This window comes from Streptomyces sp. C10-9-1 (assembly GCF_024497955.1).
In the GTDB taxonomy this organism is placed as follows: domain Bacteria; phylum Actinomycetota; class Actinomycetes; order Streptomycetales; family Streptomycetaceae; genus Streptomyces; species Streptomyces sanyensis.
The window spans coordinates 127,027-145,603 of record NZ_JANHKP010000004.1; the positions used below are offsets into that span (position 1 = coordinate 127,027).

Below are 18,577 nucleotides of genomic sequence, written 5' to 3' on the forward strand. Positions count from 1 at the left end.
GCGGGGCACGGTGCACCCGGTGCGCGCCCCGGTCAGGCCCCCGCCGCACCCAGGGGCCACGCGTACGGTCCCTCGGGGTCGTCGAGCCAGGCCCACTGGCGCCCGCCGCCGACCGTGACGCCGAAACGCCGCCGCCCGGGACGGTGCTCCCGCTCCCACAGCGAGAGCGCCTCGCGTGGGTCGAGGGTGCCCGCGGTGAGCGTCAGCAGGAAGCGGAACAGATCGTTCTCGATGGCACGCCGCGGGAGTCCGCCCGCACCCGGTTCCAGGGGCGCCGCTCCGCCGCGCAGCGGCACGAAGTAGGCGGAGGTGTGCAGGAAGCGCCCCTCGGCGCTCCGCCCGTCGGGACCCACCCGCAGGGCGACCACCCCGGTGGACAGCGGTGCGACGATCCGGGCTCCCGGCCGGCACTGGGAGATCCACGGGTCGGGCACCGAGGCGGGAGCACAGGTGGCGATGACGGCGTCGAAGGGCGCGCGTCCGGGATGGCCGCGCGAGCCGTCGCCCACGGCCACCACCGGGTGGTACCCGGCCTCGTCCAGGTGCCGCCGGGCCGACTCCACGACTTCCGGCTCGACGTCCACCGTGGTCACCGCGGCGTCGCCGAGCCGGTGCGCCAGCAGCGCCGCGTTGTACCCGGTGCCCGCGCCGATCTCCAGGACGCGGTCGCCCGGGGCCACCTCCAGCGCCTGGAGCATCCGGGCCATCAGCGAGGGCTGGCTGGAGGAGGACAGCAGGGTCCCGTCGCGCAGGCGGGTCGCCAGCGGCGCGTCCTCGTACGCGCCGTGGAGCCAGCGGTCCCGCTCCTCCGGGTCCGGGTCCTCGCGCCACCTGCGCTCGTAGACCCCGGAGCGGTTGACGAAGTAGCAGGGGACGAAGAGGTGGCGCGGCACCGCCGCGAAGGCCGACCGCCAGCCCGGGTCGGACAGCCCCCCGTCCGCGACGATCTCCTTCACCAGCGCGCTCCGCGCCCGGGCGCCGGGACCGGCGAAGGGGTCGGCGGGGGCGGGGCCGGGGGTGCGCGCGGACATGACTCCACTGTCCTGCCCCCGCGCCCGCGGGGCCACCGGCGCAGGGGTCCCGCCGGCGGTCCTAGGACTTCCGGCCCCGGCCGGGTCGTCTGAGACGATGTACGGGTGAACGAGATTCCGCGCGGGACGCTTCAGGAGCAGACCTTCTACGAGCAGGTCGGCGGCGAGGAGACCTTTCGACGCCTCGTCCACCTGTTCTACCAGGGAGTGGCCGGGGACCCTCTGCTGCGGCCGATGTACCCGGAGGAGGACCTCGGGCCCGCGGAGGAGCGGCTCGCGCTCTTCCTCATGCAGTACTGGGGCGGGCCCCGCACCTACAGCGACAACCGGGGCCATCCGCGGCTGCGGATGCGGCACGCCCCCTTCACCGTGGACCGCGCGGCCCACGACGCCTGGTTGCGGCACATGCGGGAGGCCGTGGACGGGCTGGGGCTCGCCCCCGAGCACGAGCGGCAGCTCTGGGACTACCTCGTCTACGCGGCCGCGTCGATGGTGAACACCCCCGGGTAGTCCCGCACACCCGGCATGCGCCCCGGGGCCGGCGGACCGGACCGGTGCGCCCCTGCCGGGCGGCGCACGCGGGGCCGGGGTTCAGGCGCGGCGGGGGGTGAGCGGGAGGCCGCCGAGGCCCCCGCTGCGCACGGCGACGGACCCGAAGGGCGTCCGGAGCCGGAGCCAGCCGCTCGCGGCCAGCAGGTCGGCGGGGGCGCCCGGCCTCAGGAAGCCGAGCGACTGCGCCGCGTGCACGGCCCTCAGGGGCAGCCCGGTGCCGCCGACCGTACGGGACCAGATCTCCCGGCCGATGCGGTCGCGCCCGGTCCGGGTGCGCTCCCCGGCGGGCAGCGCCTCGTCGCGGGCCCGGAACTCGGCGACGGCCTCGGCGACCGCGCCCCTCAGCTCCGGCACCGGGGGCAGTCCCGCCAGCCCGTGCCAGCCGCCGCGGGGCGGCAGCACCCCCGCCCACGGCGGCCCGGTGACCGCCGCGGGGACGGTGCACCTGTTCCCGCCGAGCGACTCCAGAAGCTCCCCGGCGGAGACGGTCGTGTCGATCGCGGCGGGCTCGGCCAGCCGCGCGGTGCGGATGGCCAGCACCTCGAAGGACGGGGGACGCCCGAACACGGCCAGCGCCTCCCCGCCGGCCTGGATCCTGACCGCCGCGGCGCGGTCGTAGTGGATCAGCCGGGCGAGGAAGGCGGAGAGGTCCTCCGCCTCCCTCGCGTCGGCGAGGTGCAGGCTCTGCACGGGTGCGGTCACGGGCGTCCGGGGGGTCATGCGGCGACGGCGTCCTCTGCCCTCTCCGCCGGGGCGTCGAGGTACTCGCTGAGGAAGGCCTTCTCCTCTGCGCTGATCCGGCGCGGACGCTGCGCGGCCAGGTCGAAGGGCACCACGACGGTCGAGGCACGCACGTACACCGTGTCCGGCTCGTCGGCCTCCTTCACCTCGTAGGCGATGGTCAGCGACGCCGCGCTGATCCTGGTCACCCAGGACTCGACGACCACCGGCTCGTGGCGGTGGACCAGGGGCCGCACGTAGTCGATCTCGTGCCGTGCGACCACGGATCCGCCGGAGAAGGAGGGCGAGCCGTCGCCCGGGGCCAGCCGGAACATGAAGTCGATCCGCGCCTCTTCCAGGTACCGCAGGAAGACGACGTTGTTGACGTGCCCGAAGGCGTCCATGTCCGACCAGCGCAGCGGGCAGCGGTAGATGTGACGTGCCATGTCGCTCGCCTCAGCCCCGGGTGAGCTTCTTGTACGTGGCGCGGTGCGGCCGGGCCGCGTCCGGGCCGAGGCGCTCGACCTTGTTCTTCTCGTAGGACTCGAAGTTGCCCTCGAACCAGAACCACTTGGAGTCGCCCTCGTACGCCAGGATGTGGGTGGCGACGCGGTCGAGGAACCAGCGGTCGTGGGAGACGACCACGGCGCAGCCGGGGAAGTCCAGCAGCGCGTTCTCCAGCGAGGACAGCGTCTCGACGTCCAGGTCGTTGGTGGGCTCGTCGAGGAGCAGCAGGTTGCCGCCCTGCTTGAGGGTGAGCGCCAGGTTGAGGCGGTTGCGCTCACCGCCGGACAGCACGCCCGCGGGCTTCTGCTGGTCCGGGCCCTTGAAGCCGAAGGCGCTGACGTAGGCCCGGGACGGCATCTCGACCTGGCCGACGTTGATGTAGTCCAGCTCGTCGGAGACGACGGCCCACAGCGTCTTCTTGGGGTCGATGTTCGCGCGGGACTGGTCGACGTAGGAGATCTTGACCGTCTCGCCGACCTTGATGTGGCCGGAGTCCGGCTTCTCCAGGCCCTGGATCATCTTGAACAGCGTGGTCTTGCCGGCGCCGTTGGGGCCGATCACGCCGACGATGCCGTTGCGCGGCAGGGTGAAGGAGAGGTCGTCGATGAGGACCTTCTCGCCGAAGGCCTTCGAGAGGTTGCTGACCTCGACGACGACGCTGCCCAGCCGGGGGCCCGGCGGGATCTGGATCTCCTCGAAGTCCAGCTTCCGCATCTTGTCCGCCTCGGCGGCCATCTCCTCGTAGCGGGCCAGACGGGCCTTGGACTTGGCCTGCCGCCCCTTGGCGTTGGAGCGGACCCACTCCAGCTCGTCCTTGAGGCGCTTCTGGCGCTTGGCGTCCTTCTGGCCCTCGACCTTGAGGCGGGCGGCCTTGTTCTCCAGGTAGGTGGAGTAGTTGCCCTCGTAGGGGTGGGCGCGGCCGCGGTCGAGCTCCAGGATCCACTCGGCCACGTTGTCGAGGAAGTACCGGTCGTGGGTGATCGCGACGACGGTGCCGGCGTACTTGGCGAGGTGCGCCTCCAGCCACTGGACGGACTCGGCGTCCAGGTGGTTGGTGGGCTCGTCGAGCAGGAGCAGGTCGGGGGCCTCCAGCAGCAGCTTGCACAGCGCCACGCGGCGCTTCTCGCCGCCGGAGAGGTTGGTGACCGGCCAGTCGGCGGGCGGGCAGCCGAGGGCGTCCATGGCCTGCTCGAGCTGGGCGTCGAGGTCCCAGGCGTTCGCGTGGTCCAGGTCCTCCTGGAGCCTGCCCATCTCCTCCATGAGCTCGTCCGTGTAGTTCGTCGCCATCTCCTCGGCGATGGCGTTGAAGCGGTCGAGCTTGCCCTTGACCTCGGCGACGCCCATCTGGACGTTCTCCAGGACCGTCCGGTCCTCGTCGAGCGGGGGCTCCTGCAGGAGGATGCCCACCGTGTAGCCGGGGGACAGGAAGGCGTCGCCGTTGGACGGCTGCTCCAGTCCGGCCATGATCTTGAGCACAGTGGACTTACCGGCGCCGTTGGGGCCGACCACACCGATCTTCGCGCCGGGCAGGAAGCTCAGCGTCACGTCATCGAGGATGACCTTGTCGCCGTGCGCCTTGCGCGTCTTGCGCATCGTGTAGATGTACTCAGCCAAGAGAAACCGTCCGGCAGGCAGTGGATGGGCAGATACACCCATCTTGCCGTACGCGGGCCCGTGGGCGAAAACCGCGTGGCCCCGGCGGTCGCGGGCCGGGGAGGTGCCCGGCGCACGGGTGCGGGCGGGCCGCGCGCCGGGGCGCGCGGCCGGATCGCGCCGCCCCCGCGCACCCGGCGCACCGGGCACGCCGACGGGCCCGGCGCGCGCGTGCGCACCGGGCCCGTCTACGGCCTTCAGGGGCGGTCACCCGCCGGAGATCACTCTCCGGAGACCGCCTTCTTCCGGCGCAGGATGAACATCGCGGCACCGCCCGCGACGACCAGGACGACCGCGATACCGGCGATCATCGGGGTCGCGCTGGAGCCACCGGTGGCGGCCAGGTCCTCGCCGCCGGAGCCGCCGTCGGAGCCCGCGGAGGAGCCGCCGGCCGTGGCCGGGCTCGGCTCGGAGGAGGGGGTCTCCTCGTCGCCGGGCGTCTCAGGCGCCGGGGTGCCCTGGGTCTCGCAGTCCAGTACGCCCTGGAAACGCTCGGAGAAGCCGTTGGGACCGGTGATGGTGAAGTCGTAGGCCTGGTCCTCGGCGACCGGGACGGTCACGGTCTTCGACTCGCCCGCGCCGACGGTGTGCTTCTCGCCCGCGAGCTCGAAGGTGAACGGGGAGTCGCCCTCGTTGCTCGCCGTGACGTCCACACCGCCCTTGACGCAGTTCTTCTCGGCGGTCACCGAGGGGATGGCGCCCTTGGTGGCCCAGTTCGCGCTCGCCTTGGCGGTGACGGTGGTCTCGCTGGAGCCGGCCAGGATCTGCGTCTGGCTCTTGCTGGCGCTGGCGAACGCGCGGCCGACCGGGACGGAGGTGGTCGCCTGGACGGTCAGCTCGGCCGAGCCGTCGGCCGCACCCTCGGGCACGTCGAAGTAGAGCTCCGAGCCGTTGGCCGCGCTGGTGAGGGCGTTGCCGTCCTTGTCGGTGACCTTGACGCCGGTGGCGGCCGAGTCGGCCGGGCCCGCGACGGACACCTCGGAGGCGTTGGTCTGCACGGTGACCGGGCCGAGGCGGCTGCCCGCCTTGCCGGAGACCGCGTTGGGCTCCAGGGTGAGCGAGGTCTTCGGCTCCTGGAGGTTCTGGGCGCTCTCCTCGAGCCAGTCGGCCAGCTTCTCGGCCTGCTTGTTCTTGGCCCGGACGTCGACGCCGTCGGAGAAGCGCCAGATGGCGACCTGGGTGCCGGCGGCGGCGGTCTCCGCCGTCAGGCGCTTGGCACCGGCCTTCTCGGCGAGCGCCGAGAGGTCGTCGACCTGCGGGTACGAGTTCTGGAGGATCCAGAGGATCTTGCCCGCGTCGTCGTTGGAGCCGAGCGAGGTCTGGGCCCAGGGGGTCTCCAGGTACTTCGCCTTGTCCTGGGTCGGGTTGTGGATGTCGATGCAGTAGGTCTTGAGGTGGCCGCCGCCCTCGACGCTCATCTCGAACAGACCGGCGGGCAGCGGATCCTTGACGCCCTTGATCTTGGCGTAGTCGAAGGTCTTCAGCCCGTCGAGAGTCGCGACGGCGCCCCCGTGGTGCTCGGTGGCGTCGTCGGCGACGGCGGTACCGGCCCCCGTGAGCGTGCCCATGGCAACCAGGCCGGCGGTGGCGGCCGCGGCGGCTATGCGCCGACGAACGGTGCGGCGCCCGGTCGAGGCGGCCGCAGAGAACAGATCAAACACAGAATTCCCCTCCGGGCGAGATCCCGCATGGACGCGCGGATGCGCACACGTGTGATGCGTGATGGGTGAGTCTCGCCAGCAGTCTCAAGTGCCCCGTGAGCACGCGGGAATCCTATGGACGGAAGTGGACGCGGTCCCCCTTCATGCCGTCCTACAACCGTTCCGAATCGGAATCGTTATCCCCGGCGACCGATCTTTCCTCTTCCGCCCCTTTTTCGGGTTGCACATCGACAAATCAACACACTCACACGTCAGTTGAGGGGCGCCGGAGCGCGCGCCTCCGGCATCTCGGCGCGCCCTCCCCCGGCACCCCCGGACCCGGGACGGGCGGCCGTCACCCTGGGATCATCCCTCGTCACACGGCGGAACGCCGCCGTCCCCCGGGTCAGGTCGTGGCCCACCGCCAGGGCGTCGACGTCGACGAAGGCCCGCCGCCGCCCGTCGGATGCCTCCTCACGGACTTTCAGCCGGCCGTGGACGACGAGTGGTTCACCGACGGAAACGGATCCCGCCAGATTCATGGCCAGCGACCGCCAGGCGAAGATCGTGTAGAAGCTCGTCGGGCCGTCGGCCCAGTGGGCGTTCCGCCTGTCCCACCTGCGCACGGGCACCGCGAATCGGAATCGAGCCATGCCCCCGGCCGCCGTTTCGCGGTACTCGACATTCGTGGCGGCATTCCCCACCAGCGTCACCATCGTGTCGTTCATCTCCGCTGTCTCCCCGTCGGGTTGGAATTCCGGCTCCGCAGCCCACCGCCCCGGTGTGCGGTGTGCGGTGTGCTGCGGCCTACCGGTCCCATGCTGGCCCCGGCCCCCGGTCGGCGCCGGAGCCTGTGGACGGCGGAGGGGTTGGGGACAACGGCCTCACCCGATCCGGCTGCGCACCTTCCCCCGCCCGGGACCGCGCCGGTGCGCACCCGCCGCGCCGCCGCGCACGGAGCCGCCCGGGCCCCCCACCGGTCCGCCTCCTCCGCCGGGGCCCGCCGCGGGGCGCGGGGCCGGGCCGCCGCCGGGCCCCGTCACGGCGGCGTACCGCTCGCGCACCTCGCGGTAGCGCATGAGCTCCGTGGCGATCGGGTCCAGCACCGTGGCCCTGCCGCAGGCGCCCGCCGCCTCGTGCAGACGCCGGGTGACGTCCTGCCCGTAGCGCCGTGCCGGCCCCCTGGCCGCGGCGGCGCAGGCCCACTCCACCAGGGGGCCGCCGACGATCCCCGCGAGCATCACCAGCACCGGCGGCAGGAGCCCGGGTTCGAGCACGCCGACGATCTGGCCGACGAGCCAGAGGCCGCCGTAGACCTGCAGGAGCGTCATGGCCACCTGGGCGAGCACCGCCGCAGGCCACCACGCGGGGCGGGGCGGCCGTCCGCCGGAGGCGGCCGCCTCCCGGGCCGCGAGTTCGTCCAGGGCGCCGGGCAGGTCCTGCGCTCCGCGCTGCGCCGCCTCCCGGACCGCCTGCGCCCAGGGCGCGGGCAGGCCGTCGGCGGCCTCGTCGGCGACGGTGCGCACGGCCTGCTCCACGCGCTGACGGGCGGTGGGTTCGTCCTCGGCGGGCGGCGGCGGGCGGAGCGCCGCGGCCCCGGGCATCCGCGTGCGCTCGTACCAGCGCCACAGGCGCAGCCACGGCGTCCCGCAGGCCCGGTTGGCGTTGCGCCGCCACTCGCGCTCCGCGGCCTCCCCGGCGGAGGCGGCCCCGACGGCGTCCCCGAGCCGGGCGGCGAAGTCCTCCCGTGCCCGCTCGCCGAGACCGGTCCGGCCCTCGGCCACGTAGACCGGGCGGAGGGCGTCGGCGGCCGCGTCGACGTCGGCGGAGAGCCTGCGCCCGGCGGCGTCCCGGGCCTGCACGAACGCGCCCAGCATCTCGCGCAGTTCGGGGATCCCCTGACCGGTGAGGGCGGAGACGGCGAGCACCGCGGCTCCCGGGTCACCGTGCTCGCCGACGGCCATGCCGTCCTCGTCGAGCAGCCGCCGCAGGTCGTCCAGGACCTGGTCGGCGGCCTCGCCCGGCAGCCGGTCGGTCTGGTTCAGCACCACGAAGCTGACCTCGGCGTGGCCCGCGAGGGGGCGCAGATAGCGCTCGTGGAGGGCGGCGTCGGCGTACTTCTCCGGATCGACCACCCAGATCACCGCGTCGACCAGGGCCAGGATCCGGTCCACCTGCTCGCGGTGGTGGACCACGGCGGAGTCGTGGTCGGGCAGGTCGACGAGGACCAGGCCGTGCAGCTGCTCGTCGCCGTCACCGCCCGCCAGCGGCCTGCGGCGCAGCCGCCCGGGGATCGCGAGCCGGTCCAGGAGCCCGGCCGCCCCCTCGGACCAGGTGCAGGCGATGGGGGCCGAGGTGGTCGGGCGGCGCAGCCCCGTCTCGGCGATGCGGACCCCGGCCAGGGCGTTGAACAGCGTGGACTTGCCGCTCCCGGTGGCCCCGGCGATGGCGACCACGGTGTGCCGCGAGGAGAGCCGCCGCCGGGCGGCGGCCTCGTCCAGGACCCGCCCGGCCTCGGCGAGCGTCCTGCCGTCCAGGCGGGCCTGGGAGAGGCCGAGGAGGTCCCGCAGGGCGTCCAGCCTGTCCCGCAGGGGGCTGCCGAGGGCTCCGGGGGCCTCCGCGGGGTCGTGCGGGCCCTCGTCCGCCCCCGCCTCGGCGCGGTCCTCGGAGCACGCGTCCCGCTCGCCGTCCCCGGCGGCCTCGCCGCCCCCTTCGGCGGCGCCCGTCCCGGGCTCGGCCCGGCGGGCGATCACTCCGTCGTCCCAGCGGTCGCCGGTCTCGTTCTCGTCGTCGGTGATGGCGGTCACCCGCGCTCACCTCTCCTTCTGCAGTAGGGACAGCGCGGCGATCAGCTCGGCCTGCGGCTCGGGCGTGACCTCCAGGGCGTCGAGGGGGGCGAGCCGCCGGTCCCGTTCGCTGTGCAGTACCTCGTCGATGGTGGTCCTCAGCAGGTCGCCGCCCTTGTCGCGGAGCCTCAGGGCACCCTGGGCGCCCATCCGCTCGGCCAGGCGCTCCCCGGCCCCCCGGGCCCGGCGCCCCCCGAGCAGGGCGGTGGCGAGGAGGGCGGCGACCGCCTCCGGGTCGGGGGCGGTGCTGCGCTCCATGCCCCGCACCTCCTCCTCGGCGTACTCCTCCAGCACGCGCCGCCACCGGCGGACGGCGATGCCGATGCGCTCGCCGCTCTCCAGGTCCACCCGGCCCTGTCCGCCGAGGGCGGCCGCGGCGGGCTCCCGCGCCCAGGTCTGCGCCACCTTCTCGTCGGCGGCGGCGACGGCGCACTGGAGCAGGGTCGAGAGGCTGGCGACGAGGGCGTCGAGGAGTTCCCCGGCGGAGCTGTCGCGGGGGTGGCCGCGCCAGCGGGTGCGGGCGTCCCCCGCGAGCACGGCGCCCGCCGCGAGTCGTGCCTGCACCCGCTCGCTCTGGGCCCTGTACGACTCCTCCACGGCCCCGCTGAGCCGTACGGCGGCGGCGTGCTGGGCGGCGACGGCGCCCGCGAGTTCGGGCATCCGCGAGCGGAGCGAGTCCAGCGCGCCGCCGGCGGTCCGGGCGAGGGCCTGCTGCCGGGCGGCCGGGTCCTGGGCGCGGTGGGCGAGCCAGGCCAGCAGCGGGGCCACGGCGGTGGCGGGCAGGAGCCCGTTGCCGCCGCCCGTGGACTCGGGCAGTTCGGGCACGGTGAAGCGCGGCACATGGCCCAGCCCGGCCTTGGTGAGGAGCGCCGCGTACTGCCGTGACACCTCGTCGACCACCTGGTGGGGGACCCGGTCGAGGACGGTGACCAGCGTGGCGTCGTACTCCTTCGCCGTGCGGAGCAGGTACCAGGGGACCGCGTCGGCGTAGCGGGAGGCGGTCGTGACCATCACCCAGACGTCGGCCGCGCAGAGCAACTCGGCGGCCATGGCCCGGTTCTCCACCACGAGGGAGTCGATGTCGGGGGCGTCCAGCAGGGCGAGACCGCGGGGAAGGGCGGCGGCGGTCTCGATCCGCAGGGAGCCCCCGTCCGGCGCCGCGCCCGCCCCGGTGGACGCCGACGGCTCGTCGCCGTCCGGCCCGGCCTCGTCGCGGGGCGCGGTCCACAGCCGGGCGAGGCGGGGCAGCACCCGCGCCCCGGCGAACCAGTGGTGGTCGTCCGGGTGGCAGACGAGCACGGGGGTACGGGTCGTGGGCCGCAGCACTCCGGCCTCGCTCACCCGCCTGCCGACGAGGGAGTTGACGAGTGTGGACTTGCCCGCCCCGGTCGAGCCGCCGACGACGGCCAGGAGCGGGGAGTCGGGGTCCTTGAGCCGCGGGACCAGGTAGTCGTCGAGCTGCGCCAGCAGCTCCGCGCGTGTCTGCCGGGCCCGCGGTGCGCCGGGCAGCGGAAGCGGCAGGCGCACGGCGGCGACACGGTCGCGCAGGGCGGAGAGTGCGTCGATCAGCTGAGGCCGTGCATCCAAGGTCACCACATGCGAAGAATGCCCAATTTTGGCAGCTTTTTGAAGCGTATGGGCATCTCTGCGCGCCGATCGGACAGACAGTACACAAGGGACGAGTGGGACTCAGGCATAACGAGTGCACAACACCCGCAGCGAAGCGGCGTCAAAACCGATGCACAAATCGCGCCTGCCTGCGATTATCGGTTCGCTTCACTGAACCTCCACATCGTGCCACGCAGGCGAAGCAGCGGGTCCAAGGGGATCGGAGCCCTATCCTTGTGCCCGGCGAGGCCGAAGACCGCCCATGGGCTCCAGGCCACCCTGGCCGAGCACCACCGGCCCCCGTAGCTCAGCGGATAGAGCAGGCGCCTTCTAAGCGCTTGGCCGCAGGTTCGAGTCCTGCCGGGGGCGCACGACCCGCACCACCGCGAGGCCCTCTTCCGGGAGGGCCTTCGCGCTGGGTGCAGGGGACTCTAGCGGGCGGACCGTAGTGCCCGCATAAGCTCCGGCGGGTCCCTCCCCCACTCCCGCACCCGCCGGACGCGCCCCGGATCCCCGGCCGTGCCGTTGAACGCCCGCGCCGACCCGCCCGTACCCCTGGCTGCGTGCCGTGCCAGCCGCAGACACCACCGCTCCCCGGTGCCAGGTCCCCCTGGGGGACACGTCGTCATGAACAGCGGGAGACATCATGCGTCCGAATCGACGCGCAGCGGGTTCCACGGGTCCGGTGCGGCTGATCCTGATGGCCGCGGCCGCCGTGGCCGCGGTGGCCGTGGTCCTGGTCCTGATCCGGACCGGGGGCGGTGAGGCCCAGGCGGGCTCGCCGGTCTCGGCCGGGTCGGCGCTCGGCAGCGGCAACACCACAGACGGCGGCGTCACGGACGCCGGATCGGCCGGTGCGGCCCAGGACGGACAGGGGCCTCAACCCGTCACCGAGATCGACAAGATCTTCCTCGTCAAGGTGCGCCAGGCCGGACTGTGGGAGATCCCGGCCGGGCGCCTCGCCCAGACCCACGCCTCCAGCGAGGCCGTGAAGCGCGCGGGACTGCACCTCATCGACGGGCACAGCAAGCTCGACCAGCTGGTCCGCGAGGACGCCCAGATCCTCGGGGTGGCCCTGCCCAACGAGGCGACGGCCGAACAGCAGGACTTCGTGCGGCAGATGGAGAACGCGCGCGGCGCGGAGTTCGACCGCATCTTCGCCAACCTGCTGCGCGCCTCGCACGGCAAGATCTTCGCCACCATCGGCGAGGTCCGCGCCTCCACCCAGAACGACCTGATCCGGCGCCATGCCCGCCAGGCGAACCAGACGGTGCTCGACCACCTCGAGGTGCTGGAGGACACCGGGCTGGTGGACAAGGCGACCTTCGAGGAGGTGGAGGCCGCCGTGACGCCGAAGTAGGCTCCCACGGCCTCCGGACCGGTTCCGGAGGACCGGCTTCCTCCCGGGGGGAGCCAAATCCCTTGCACTGTGCAATGCTGCACGGGCGAAGGGCCCGGTGCGTCGTCGGCCTCTGCCCGGGGGCGGCACTGGCACGGTGACGCAGCTCCACCACGCACGCCGGCGTGTCGCATCGGGCCCATCGCACCAGCAGCGGTGCGTGGGGCCCAGGGCGGCACCCGCCCTCGGACCCGGGCGCGCAGCGCACGCACGACCGGTCCTGCCGGTCCGCACGGCTCTCCCTGTACGCGTGGGACTCTCCCTGTACGCGTGGGACCCCGGACCGGCGCGAGGAGCCGGCGCGGGGCGTCCCGGCCGGCGCCGTACGAGGAACCGAGGCGGTGTCAGCCGGCAGGAGGCGGCGTCAGGTCGGACCAGCCGAGCGGGTAACGCCCGCCGCCCTGCCCGGCCGCTCCCGGCTGCGTCCCGGCCTCCGTGAAGGCGGCCAGGGCGTCGACGAGTGCGGTTCTCTGCCCGGGGCTGAGCCGGGTGACGATCCCGGCGATCTCCCGGCGCCGGCGGTCGGTCACGTCCTGGACGATCAGCCGTCCGGCTTCCGTGAGCCGCAGCACCGTCTCACGCCGGTCGCGGGGGTTGACCCGGCGGTCGGCCAGGCCCGCGGCGATCAGGCGGTCCACCATCCGCATCGCGGTCGACGGGTTCACCCCGAGCCGCTCCGCCAGCGTCGCCAGCTTCGCGGAGCCCTCCGCCGAGAGCACCACCAGCAGGCGGAACTGGGGCAGCGTCACACGGTCCTCGACGGCCGCCAGGGAGCGTGCGGAGACGGCCACCAGCAGGCGGGACGCGGTCAGTACGGCATGCGTCACGGCGTCCGCGTCGGCCTCGCGGGCCCCCGGCCGTTCTGATTGGTCCATGCCACAGTTCTACCGTGGCGACCGGGCCGCCCGGGCCGGGTGCGCGCATCGGGCACCCGGCGGGGCCCGCGGTCAGGACTGCCGGTAGCGGATCAGCAGCATGGCCGCGTCGTCGTGCGGGGGCGCCTGGGCGAACTCCTCGACGTCGGCGCGGAGCCCGGCCAGGGCCGCGTCGGGATCCGGGTCGTCCAGCATCGGCCCGCGCTCGCCCAGGGGGTAGAAGCGGCCCTCGGTGTTCCGGGTCTCCGTGACCCCGTCGGTGTAGAGCAGCAGCTGGTCGCCCGGCGCGAAGTCCAGCGCGAACGGCTCCGGGCCCGGGGCGCCGTGGACGCCCAGGCCCAGGGGCAGGGCGCGGGAAGGGGGTTCGGCGAAGCGCACCGCCGCGCCCGGATGCAGCACCATCGGGGCCGGGTGTCCGTAGTTGAGCAGCACGGCACCGCCGTCCGGGCTGAGCTCCGCGAGCACCGCGGTGACGAACTTCTCCCCCTGCAGCTCGCGTTCGAGTGCCCGCTCCAGCCGGTCGCCCACGCCCGTCAGGTCCTCCTCGTCGTGCGCTGCCTCCCGGAAGACGCCGAGGACCACGGCCGCGGTCTCGACGGCGTCGAGGCCCTTGCCCTGGACGTCGCCGACGATCACCCGGACGCCCCCGGGCGAGACGACCACCTCGTACAGGTCGCCGCCGATGCGGGCCTCGGCCACGGCGGAGGTGTACGAGCCCGCGACCCTCAGGTGCCCGGCGGTGCGGGGCACGGGCCGCAGCAGCACCCGCTGGGCGGCCTCGGCGATGGAACGCACCCCGGCCAGCTCCGTCTCCCGGCGGCGGCGCATCACGGCGGCCGCGACACCCGCCGCGGTCACCCCGGCCACCGAGGCCATGGCGGTCCAGCTCCGCCGGGTGCCGAGCAGGCCGTCGTAGGCACCGAGGCCGAGGCAGAGCACCAGGGCCAGTGCCCCGATCAGCGCCGTGCGCCGCCAGCCGCCGACCAGGCCCGCGAAGGCGGGCCCCAGGGAGACCAGGGGCAGGAATCCCACCCCGGGGCCCGCGGTGAGGTCGACGAGCACCACGACGGCCATCACCGCGAAGGGGAGCACCGACAGCAGGCGCTGCCCGGAAGGCGGTGCGGCGCGGGAGCCGGCGCGGGAGCGCAGGCGCCGCGGACGGCGTCGGCGCAGGGCGGACCGCCACGTGCGCGGGCGCCGCGGCTGCGGTGGGGGCGGCTGCTCGTCGGCCAAGGGGACTCCGGGCGGTAGGGGAACGGGCGCGCCGCCGGACCGCGCCCCGGAGCGGTGCACCGACCGGTGCACGAACCGGGCACGGCGCATCCTGCGGTTCCTCCCAGCCTATGCACAGCTCGCGCCGCCGAATCGTCTCGCTGGGCGGACGTTACCCAATCGCCGCGTATCCGCCCGCTCTCCGAAGGGCCTCGGCGCCTACCCGACGGCCGCGGCGACCAGCAGGGCGAAGGCGGCCAGCACCAGCAGGGTGCGCACCAGGTGGAGGCGGTTCCACCTGGTCTCGAAGGCGGCCCTGGCCGCTGCGGCGGGCACCGGCGGCCGGGCGTTCTCCGCGGCGGCGAGGGCGTTGTTGAGCGGGACGTTCCCGGCCGCGGTCACGGCGTGGTTCAGCACGGAGCACACCAGGGCGGCCGCGAGCAGCCACCCGCGGGCGGCCGGGCGGCCCTCCCCGGGCACGGCGAGGGCCGCGACGGGGAAGGCCACGGTCGCGACGAACACCAGCAGGAAGACGGCCCGCGGCACGGTCTCGTTGATGCGCCTCATCGCGGCGACGAACTGGTCGTCCGTCAGTCGCGCCAGACCCGGCATGACGCCGGTGAGGAAGACGAGCATGAAGCCGGCGTACAGGCCGGTGGAGACCACGGCGAGAGCGAGCAGCAGGGTCGGCATGGCCACCATGATGGCCCGGGGCCGGGGGTTCGGACAGTCCTGCCTCCCCGGGGGCGCCCCCGGGGCGGCGCCGAGGGGGCGTCAGCCCCGGTCCCCGCGAGTCCGGCGGGCCGGGGAGCCACGGGGCGGCCCTGCGTCCCGGTGGCCCGGTGTCAGGGGCCGGACGTCGGACGTCAGAGGCCAGAGCTCAGGAGACGATGTCCTTGCGGGCGAAGTGCCGGAAGGCGAGCGCGTAGAAGACGAGCGCGTAGGTGGCCGACACCGCGGCTCCCTTGACCATGCCGTCCCACTCCGGCTGCGGCTGGAGGGCGTCGATCCAGGCGAACTGCCAGTGCGCCGGCAGGAACTCGCGCCAGTCGCCGAGGGCGGTGACGGCGTCCAGCACATTGCCGACGATGGTCAGGCCGACGGCCCCGCCGACCGCGCCGAGGGGCGCGTCCGTCGTGGTGGACAGCCAGAAGGCCAGCCCGCCGGTGACCAGTTGGGAGACGAACACGAAGGCGACGACGAGGCCCAGGCGGCCGAGCGAGTCCACCGCGGACAGCGAGCCGCCCGTGGGCAGCTCCAGGGGCGCCCAGCCGTAGGCGACGGTCCCGGCCGCCAGGCCCACCAGTGGCAGCAGCAGCAGCGCGGCCGCGCTGAACCCGAGGGCCACCACCAGCTTCGACCACAGCAGCCGGGTGCGCGGAACGGGCGCGGCCAGCAGGTAGCGCAGAGAGGACCAGCTCGCCTCCGAGGCGACGGTGTCGCCGTGGAAGAGGGCGACCGGGATGACCAGCAGGAAGCCGGCCGAGACGAACAGGCAGGTGGCGGCGAAGTTGGCGCCGGAGGCCGTGGCGGTGTCCATCAGGTTGATGCGGCCGTTGTCCCGGCTCTCGGGACTCCCGCCGATGGCGAAGGCCGCGATCAGGACGAACGGCAGCGCGGCCAGGATCCCGCCCATCACCAGCGTCCGGCGCCGGCCGAGCTGGCGTACGGCCTCCACGCGCAGCGGGAGGGTGCCCCGCGCCCGGTAGCCCGGTGCCGCGCCCGCCACCGGTGCGGCGGGCGGGTCGGCCGGCCGTGCGGCCCGCGACCGCTCGGGGGCTTCGGGCGTGCTCATGCGGAGCCTCCGATCAGGGTGAGGAACGCGTCCTCCAGACGGCGGTGGGGCCCGACGCCGGTCACGGGTACGTCGAGGCGGACCAGTTCGGCGATCAGCGCGGTGGTGGTCGAGCCGTCCAGCCGGACGAGGAGCCCGCCCTCCACGGGTGCGGCCGAGGCGACCCCCGGCAGCGCGGCGATCTTGCCGACCACCGGCTCGGGGATCTCGCCCTCGCAGGTCACCAGGACGGTGTCCCCGCCACCGGTGATCTCGGCGACCGGTCCGGACCGGACGAGCCGCCCCCGGTCCATGACCACCAGGTGGGTGCAGGACTGCTCGACCTCCGACAGCAGGTGGCTGGAGACGATGACGGTCCGGCCGCCGGCCGCGTAGCGGATCATCACGTCCCGCATCTCGCGGATCTGCGGCGGATCGAGCCCGTTGGTGGGCTCGTCCAGGATCAGAAGGTCGGGGAGGCCGAGCATCGCCTGGGCGATGGCGAGCCGCTGGCGCATGCCCTGGGAGTAGGTGCGCACCGCGCGGCTCAGCGCGTCGCCGAGCCCGGCGATCTCCAGGGCCTCCTCCAGATGGGCGTCCTGCGCGGGACGGCCGGTGGCCTTCCAGTACAGCTCCAGGTTCTCGCGGCCCGAGAGGTGGGGCAGGAAGCCCGCCCCCTCCACGAACGCCCCCACCCGGGAGAGCACGGGCGCCCCCGGCCGGACGGCGTGGCCGAAGACCCGGATCTCCCCCGCGTCGGGCCGGATCAGGCCCATCAGCATCCGCAGGGTCGTGGTCTTGCCCGCGCCGTTGGGGCCGAGCAGACCGAGCACCTGGCCCCGCTCCACGCGGAAGGAGAGGTCCTGCACCGCGTACCGGTCGCTGGAGCGTGCGTAGCGCTTGGCCAGGCCGGTGATCTCCAGCGGCACGTCCGCGCCGCCGGGCTCCGGCGCGGGCGCGGAGGCCCGGCGGCGCGCCGTGGCGAGCAGGGCCGCCGCGACCAGGGCGCCGCCCGCGGGCAGGGCCCAGACCCACCAGGCGGCGCTCTCGGAGCCGGTCGCCACGGAGGGCGCGGTGGGGACCACCAGCGGGCCGGTGGCGGAGGCCGTGTAGACGGCCGGTTCGGCCGGGGAGGCGTAGCCGAGGTCGGTCGCCGACAGGACGAGGCGGAGCCGGTGCCCGGCGTCCACCTCGTGGTCGACGGCGGGGAGCGTGAGGGTGACCTTCCGGCCCCCGGCGGCGTCCGGGATGCGCACGGGGGCGACCAGCTGGCCGGGCAGCACCTGCCGGCGGCCGTCCGGGGCGACGTCGTAGACCTTGGCGAACAGGACCGCCTCACCGCGGTCGGAGGAGACCTCGACGGTGACGCGGGGCGAGCCGGTGATCCTCACGGGCCGCTCCACCGGCTGCGAGGTGAACGCGGCGAACTGGCCGGGGAAGTCCAGGGACACCCCGACACCGAGCGAGGACAGCGCCCCCGCGCCGCCGGTCAGACCGGGCACCGCGGACACGGCGGGCGGGCTGGCCCCGGCCGGGTTGGTGAAGCGCTGCTCCCGTCCGGTGAGGGCGAACTCCCGTGGACCGGCGGACAGTCCGGGGTAGCGGTCGGCGGTGGCGCCGCGCAGCCGGGCCTGCCCGTCGGTGGAGTCGACTCCCCCGGTGCGGCTGACACGGAAGGCGGGCCCCGTGGCCGCCCCTTCGTCCTGCCGGAGGTGGCGGTCGAACCAGGCGCCGACCCGCGCCTCGACCCGCTCCTCCTCGCGGTCGCCGCCGTCGTGGCCGCCGGCGATCCAGTCGACGGCCACGGGGGCGCCGTTGCCCGCGATGGCGCGGGCGGCCTCGTCGGCGTGGGAGAGGGGGAAGAGGGAGTCGGACTGCCCCTGCACCAGCAGGGTGGGCACGGTGATGCGGTCGGCGAAGGCGGACGGGCTGCGCGCCCGGAGCAGGCGCCGGGCGTCGTCGTCGGGGCGGCCCACGGTGGCGACCCGCTCGTACAGGGCGCAGAGTTCGGCGGTGAAGCGGCCGCAGCGCGCGGGGGCCGAGGGGGGTTCGGCGGGGGCGCCGGTGGCGCCGGAGGGCGCCGGGGCGGTGTCCCGGGGGGCCGCCGGTGCGGTGGCGCCCGGCGCGGCCGATCCGGCGGAGAAGAGGATTCCGGCCCAGAGCTTCTTGTAGACGCCCTCGGGGAACAGGGCATCGGCCAGGTTCCAGTAGGTGATCGCGGGGGCGATGGCGTCCACCCGCTCGTCGTGGGCGGCGCCGAGAAGCGCGATCGCGCCCCCGTAGGAGGCGCCGGTGATGCCGACGCGGGGGTCGCCCTCCGCGTCGAGCTGCACCTCGGGCCGGTCGGCGAGCCAGTCGAGGAGGCGGGAGACGTCCTTCACCTCGTGGTCGGGGTCGTTCAGCCCGATGCTCCCGGTGGAGGCCCCGAAGCCGCGGGCCGACCAGGTCAGCACCGCGTACCCGTCCCGGGCCAGGCGTTCGGCCTGGGCCCGGACGTCGTCCTTGCTGCCGCCGAACCCGTGGCCGACGAGGACGGCGGGGCGGCGCCCCGCGCCGCCGTCGGTGAAGTAGGAGGTGTCGATCCGCGCGCCGGGCATCCGGAGGACCCGGTCCTCGCGGTGGACGGCAGGTTCGCCGTCGTCCGCGGCGGCCTTCCACGTCCCCGCCCCCGCGAGGACGGCGAGGGCCGCGATGCCTGCGAGCCATCGGCCCCGGGCCGCACCCCGGGGAAGTCGGATCTCCATGCCTGCACCCTACGGG

15 protein-coding genes and 1 tRNA gene are annotated in these 18,577 nt (G+C 74.6%); 3 read left to right on the forward strand and 13 right to left on the reverse strand.

Annotated elements, in window-relative coordinates; translation table 11 throughout:
- Nucleotides 1-32: 32 nt before the first annotated feature.
- A complete protein-coding gene (locus NPS70_RS07025) occupies nucleotides 33-1,031 on the reverse strand; it encodes a methyltransferase domain-containing protein (protein WP_256523169.1) in 999 nt (332 codons plus the stop codon).
- A gap of 105 nt (nucleotides 1,032-1,136) precedes the next feature.
- On the opposite strand from NPS70_RS07025, the gene NPS70_RS07030 reads away from it, so the two are divergent.
- Nucleotides 1,137-1,541, forward strand: coding sequence for a globin (locus tag NPS70_RS07030; RefSeq protein ID WP_256523170.1), 405 nt, complete (start codon nucleotides 1,137-1,139; stop codon nucleotides 1,539-1,541).
- A gap of 81 nt (nucleotides 1,542-1,622) precedes the next feature.
- On the opposite strand, the gene NPS70_RS07035 is transcribed toward NPS70_RS07030, so the two are convergent.
- From NPS70_RS07035 to NPS70_RS07065, 7 genes are all read right to left on the reverse strand, one after another.
- Nucleotides 1,623-2,285, reverse strand: a complete 663-nt coding sequence (locus tag NPS70_RS07035; protein WP_256523394.1) for a hypothetical protein — start codon at nucleotides 2,283-2,285, stop codon at nucleotides 1,623-1,625.
- Between the two features lie 14 nt (nucleotides 2,286-2,299).
- The gene (locus NPS70_RS07040; protein ID WP_256523172.1) at nucleotides 2,300-2,749 is read right to left on the reverse strand and encodes a thioesterase family protein; all 450 of its coding nucleotides are present in this window, start codon (nucleotides 2,747-2,749) and stop codon (nucleotides 2,300-2,302) included.
- 10 nt (nucleotides 2,750-2,759) lie between these two features.
- Nucleotides 2,760-4,424 carry an energy-dependent translational throttle protein EttA gene (gene ettA / locus NPS70_RS07045; protein WP_256523173.1) on the reverse strand — a complete coding sequence of 555 codons (1,665 nt, stop codon included), beginning with the start codon at nucleotides 4,422-4,424 and terminating at the stop codon, nucleotides 2,760-2,762.
- A 260-nt stretch (nucleotides 4,425-4,684) separates the two neighbouring features.
- Nucleotides 4,685-6,124: a Cys-Gln thioester bond-forming surface protein gene (locus NPS70_RS07050; protein WP_256523174.1), complete on the reverse strand. Its 1,440-nt coding sequence runs from the start codon at nucleotides 6,122-6,124 to the stop codon at nucleotides 4,685-4,687.
- 251 nt (nucleotides 6,125-6,375) lie between these two features.
- Nucleotides 6,376-6,831, reverse strand: coding sequence for a single-stranded DNA-binding protein (locus NPS70_RS07055; protein ID WP_256523176.1), 456 nt, complete (start codon nucleotides 6,829-6,831; stop codon nucleotides 6,376-6,378).
- A 156-nt stretch (nucleotides 6,832-6,987) separates the two neighbouring features.
- Nucleotides 6,988-8,910, reverse strand: coding sequence for a YfjP family GTPase (locus tag NPS70_RS07060; protein WP_256523177.1), 1,923 nt, complete (start codon nucleotides 8,908-8,910; stop codon nucleotides 6,988-6,990).
- Between the two features lie 6 nt (nucleotides 8,911-8,916).
- On the reverse strand, nucleotides 8,917-10,536 hold the full coding sequence (locus NPS70_RS07065; protein ID WP_256523395.1) for a dynamin family protein: 1,620 nt from the start codon (nucleotides 10,534-10,536) through the stop codon (nucleotides 8,917-8,919).
- A 317-nt stretch (nucleotides 10,537-10,853) separates the two neighbouring features.
- Here NPS70_RS07065 and NPS70_RS07070 point away from each other — a divergent pair.
- A tRNA-Arg gene (locus tag NPS70_RS07070) sits at nucleotides 10,854-10,926 on the forward strand.
- Nucleotides 10,927-11,203: 277 nt separating this feature from the next.
- Nucleotides 11,204-11,917 carry a DUF4142 domain-containing protein gene (locus tag NPS70_RS07075; protein ID WP_256523178.1) on the forward strand — a complete coding sequence of 238 codons (714 nt, stop codon included), beginning with the start codon at nucleotides 11,204-11,206 and terminating at the stop codon, nucleotides 11,915-11,917.
- A gap of 383 nt (nucleotides 11,918-12,300) precedes the next feature.
- Here the strand turns inward: NPS70_RS07075 and NPS70_RS07080 are convergent, their stop codons facing one another.
- The 5 genes from NPS70_RS07080 to NPS70_RS07100 all read right to left on the reverse strand — a co-directional run bounded on the left by NPS70_RS07080 (nucleotide 12,301) and on the right by NPS70_RS07100 (nucleotide 18,561).
- Nucleotides 12,301-12,831, reverse strand: a complete 531-nt coding sequence (locus tag NPS70_RS07080; RefSeq protein ID WP_256523179.1) for a MarR family winged helix-turn-helix transcriptional regulator — start codon at nucleotides 12,829-12,831, stop codon at nucleotides 12,301-12,303.
- Nucleotides 12,832-12,903: 72 nt separating this feature from the next.
- Nucleotides 12,904-13,905, reverse strand: coding sequence for a PP2C family protein-serine/threonine phosphatase (locus tag NPS70_RS07085; protein WP_256523396.1), 1,002 nt, complete (start codon nucleotides 13,903-13,905; stop codon nucleotides 12,904-12,906).
- Between the two features lie 357 nt (nucleotides 13,906-14,262).
- Nucleotides 14,263-14,736 (reverse strand): anthrone oxygenase family protein, encoded by a 474-nt coding sequence (locus NPS70_RS07090; RefSeq protein ID WP_256523180.1) that lies wholly within the window; start codon nucleotides 14,734-14,736, stop codon nucleotides 14,263-14,265.
- Between the two features lie 187 nt (nucleotides 14,737-14,923).
- Nucleotides 14,924-15,838 carry an ABC transporter permease gene (locus NPS70_RS07095; protein WP_256523181.1) on the reverse strand — a complete coding sequence of 305 codons (915 nt, stop codon included), beginning with the start codon at nucleotides 15,836-15,838 and terminating at the stop codon, nucleotides 14,924-14,926.
- Entirely contained in the window at nucleotides 15,835-18,561 is a 2,727-nt protein-coding gene (locus tag NPS70_RS07100; RefSeq protein ID WP_256523182.1) for a CocE/NonD family hydrolase, read from the reverse strand. The genes NPS70_RS07095 and NPS70_RS07100 overlap by 4 nt, the downstream gene beginning before the upstream one ends.
- Between the last annotated feature and the right edge of the window lie 16 nt (nucleotides 18,562-18,577).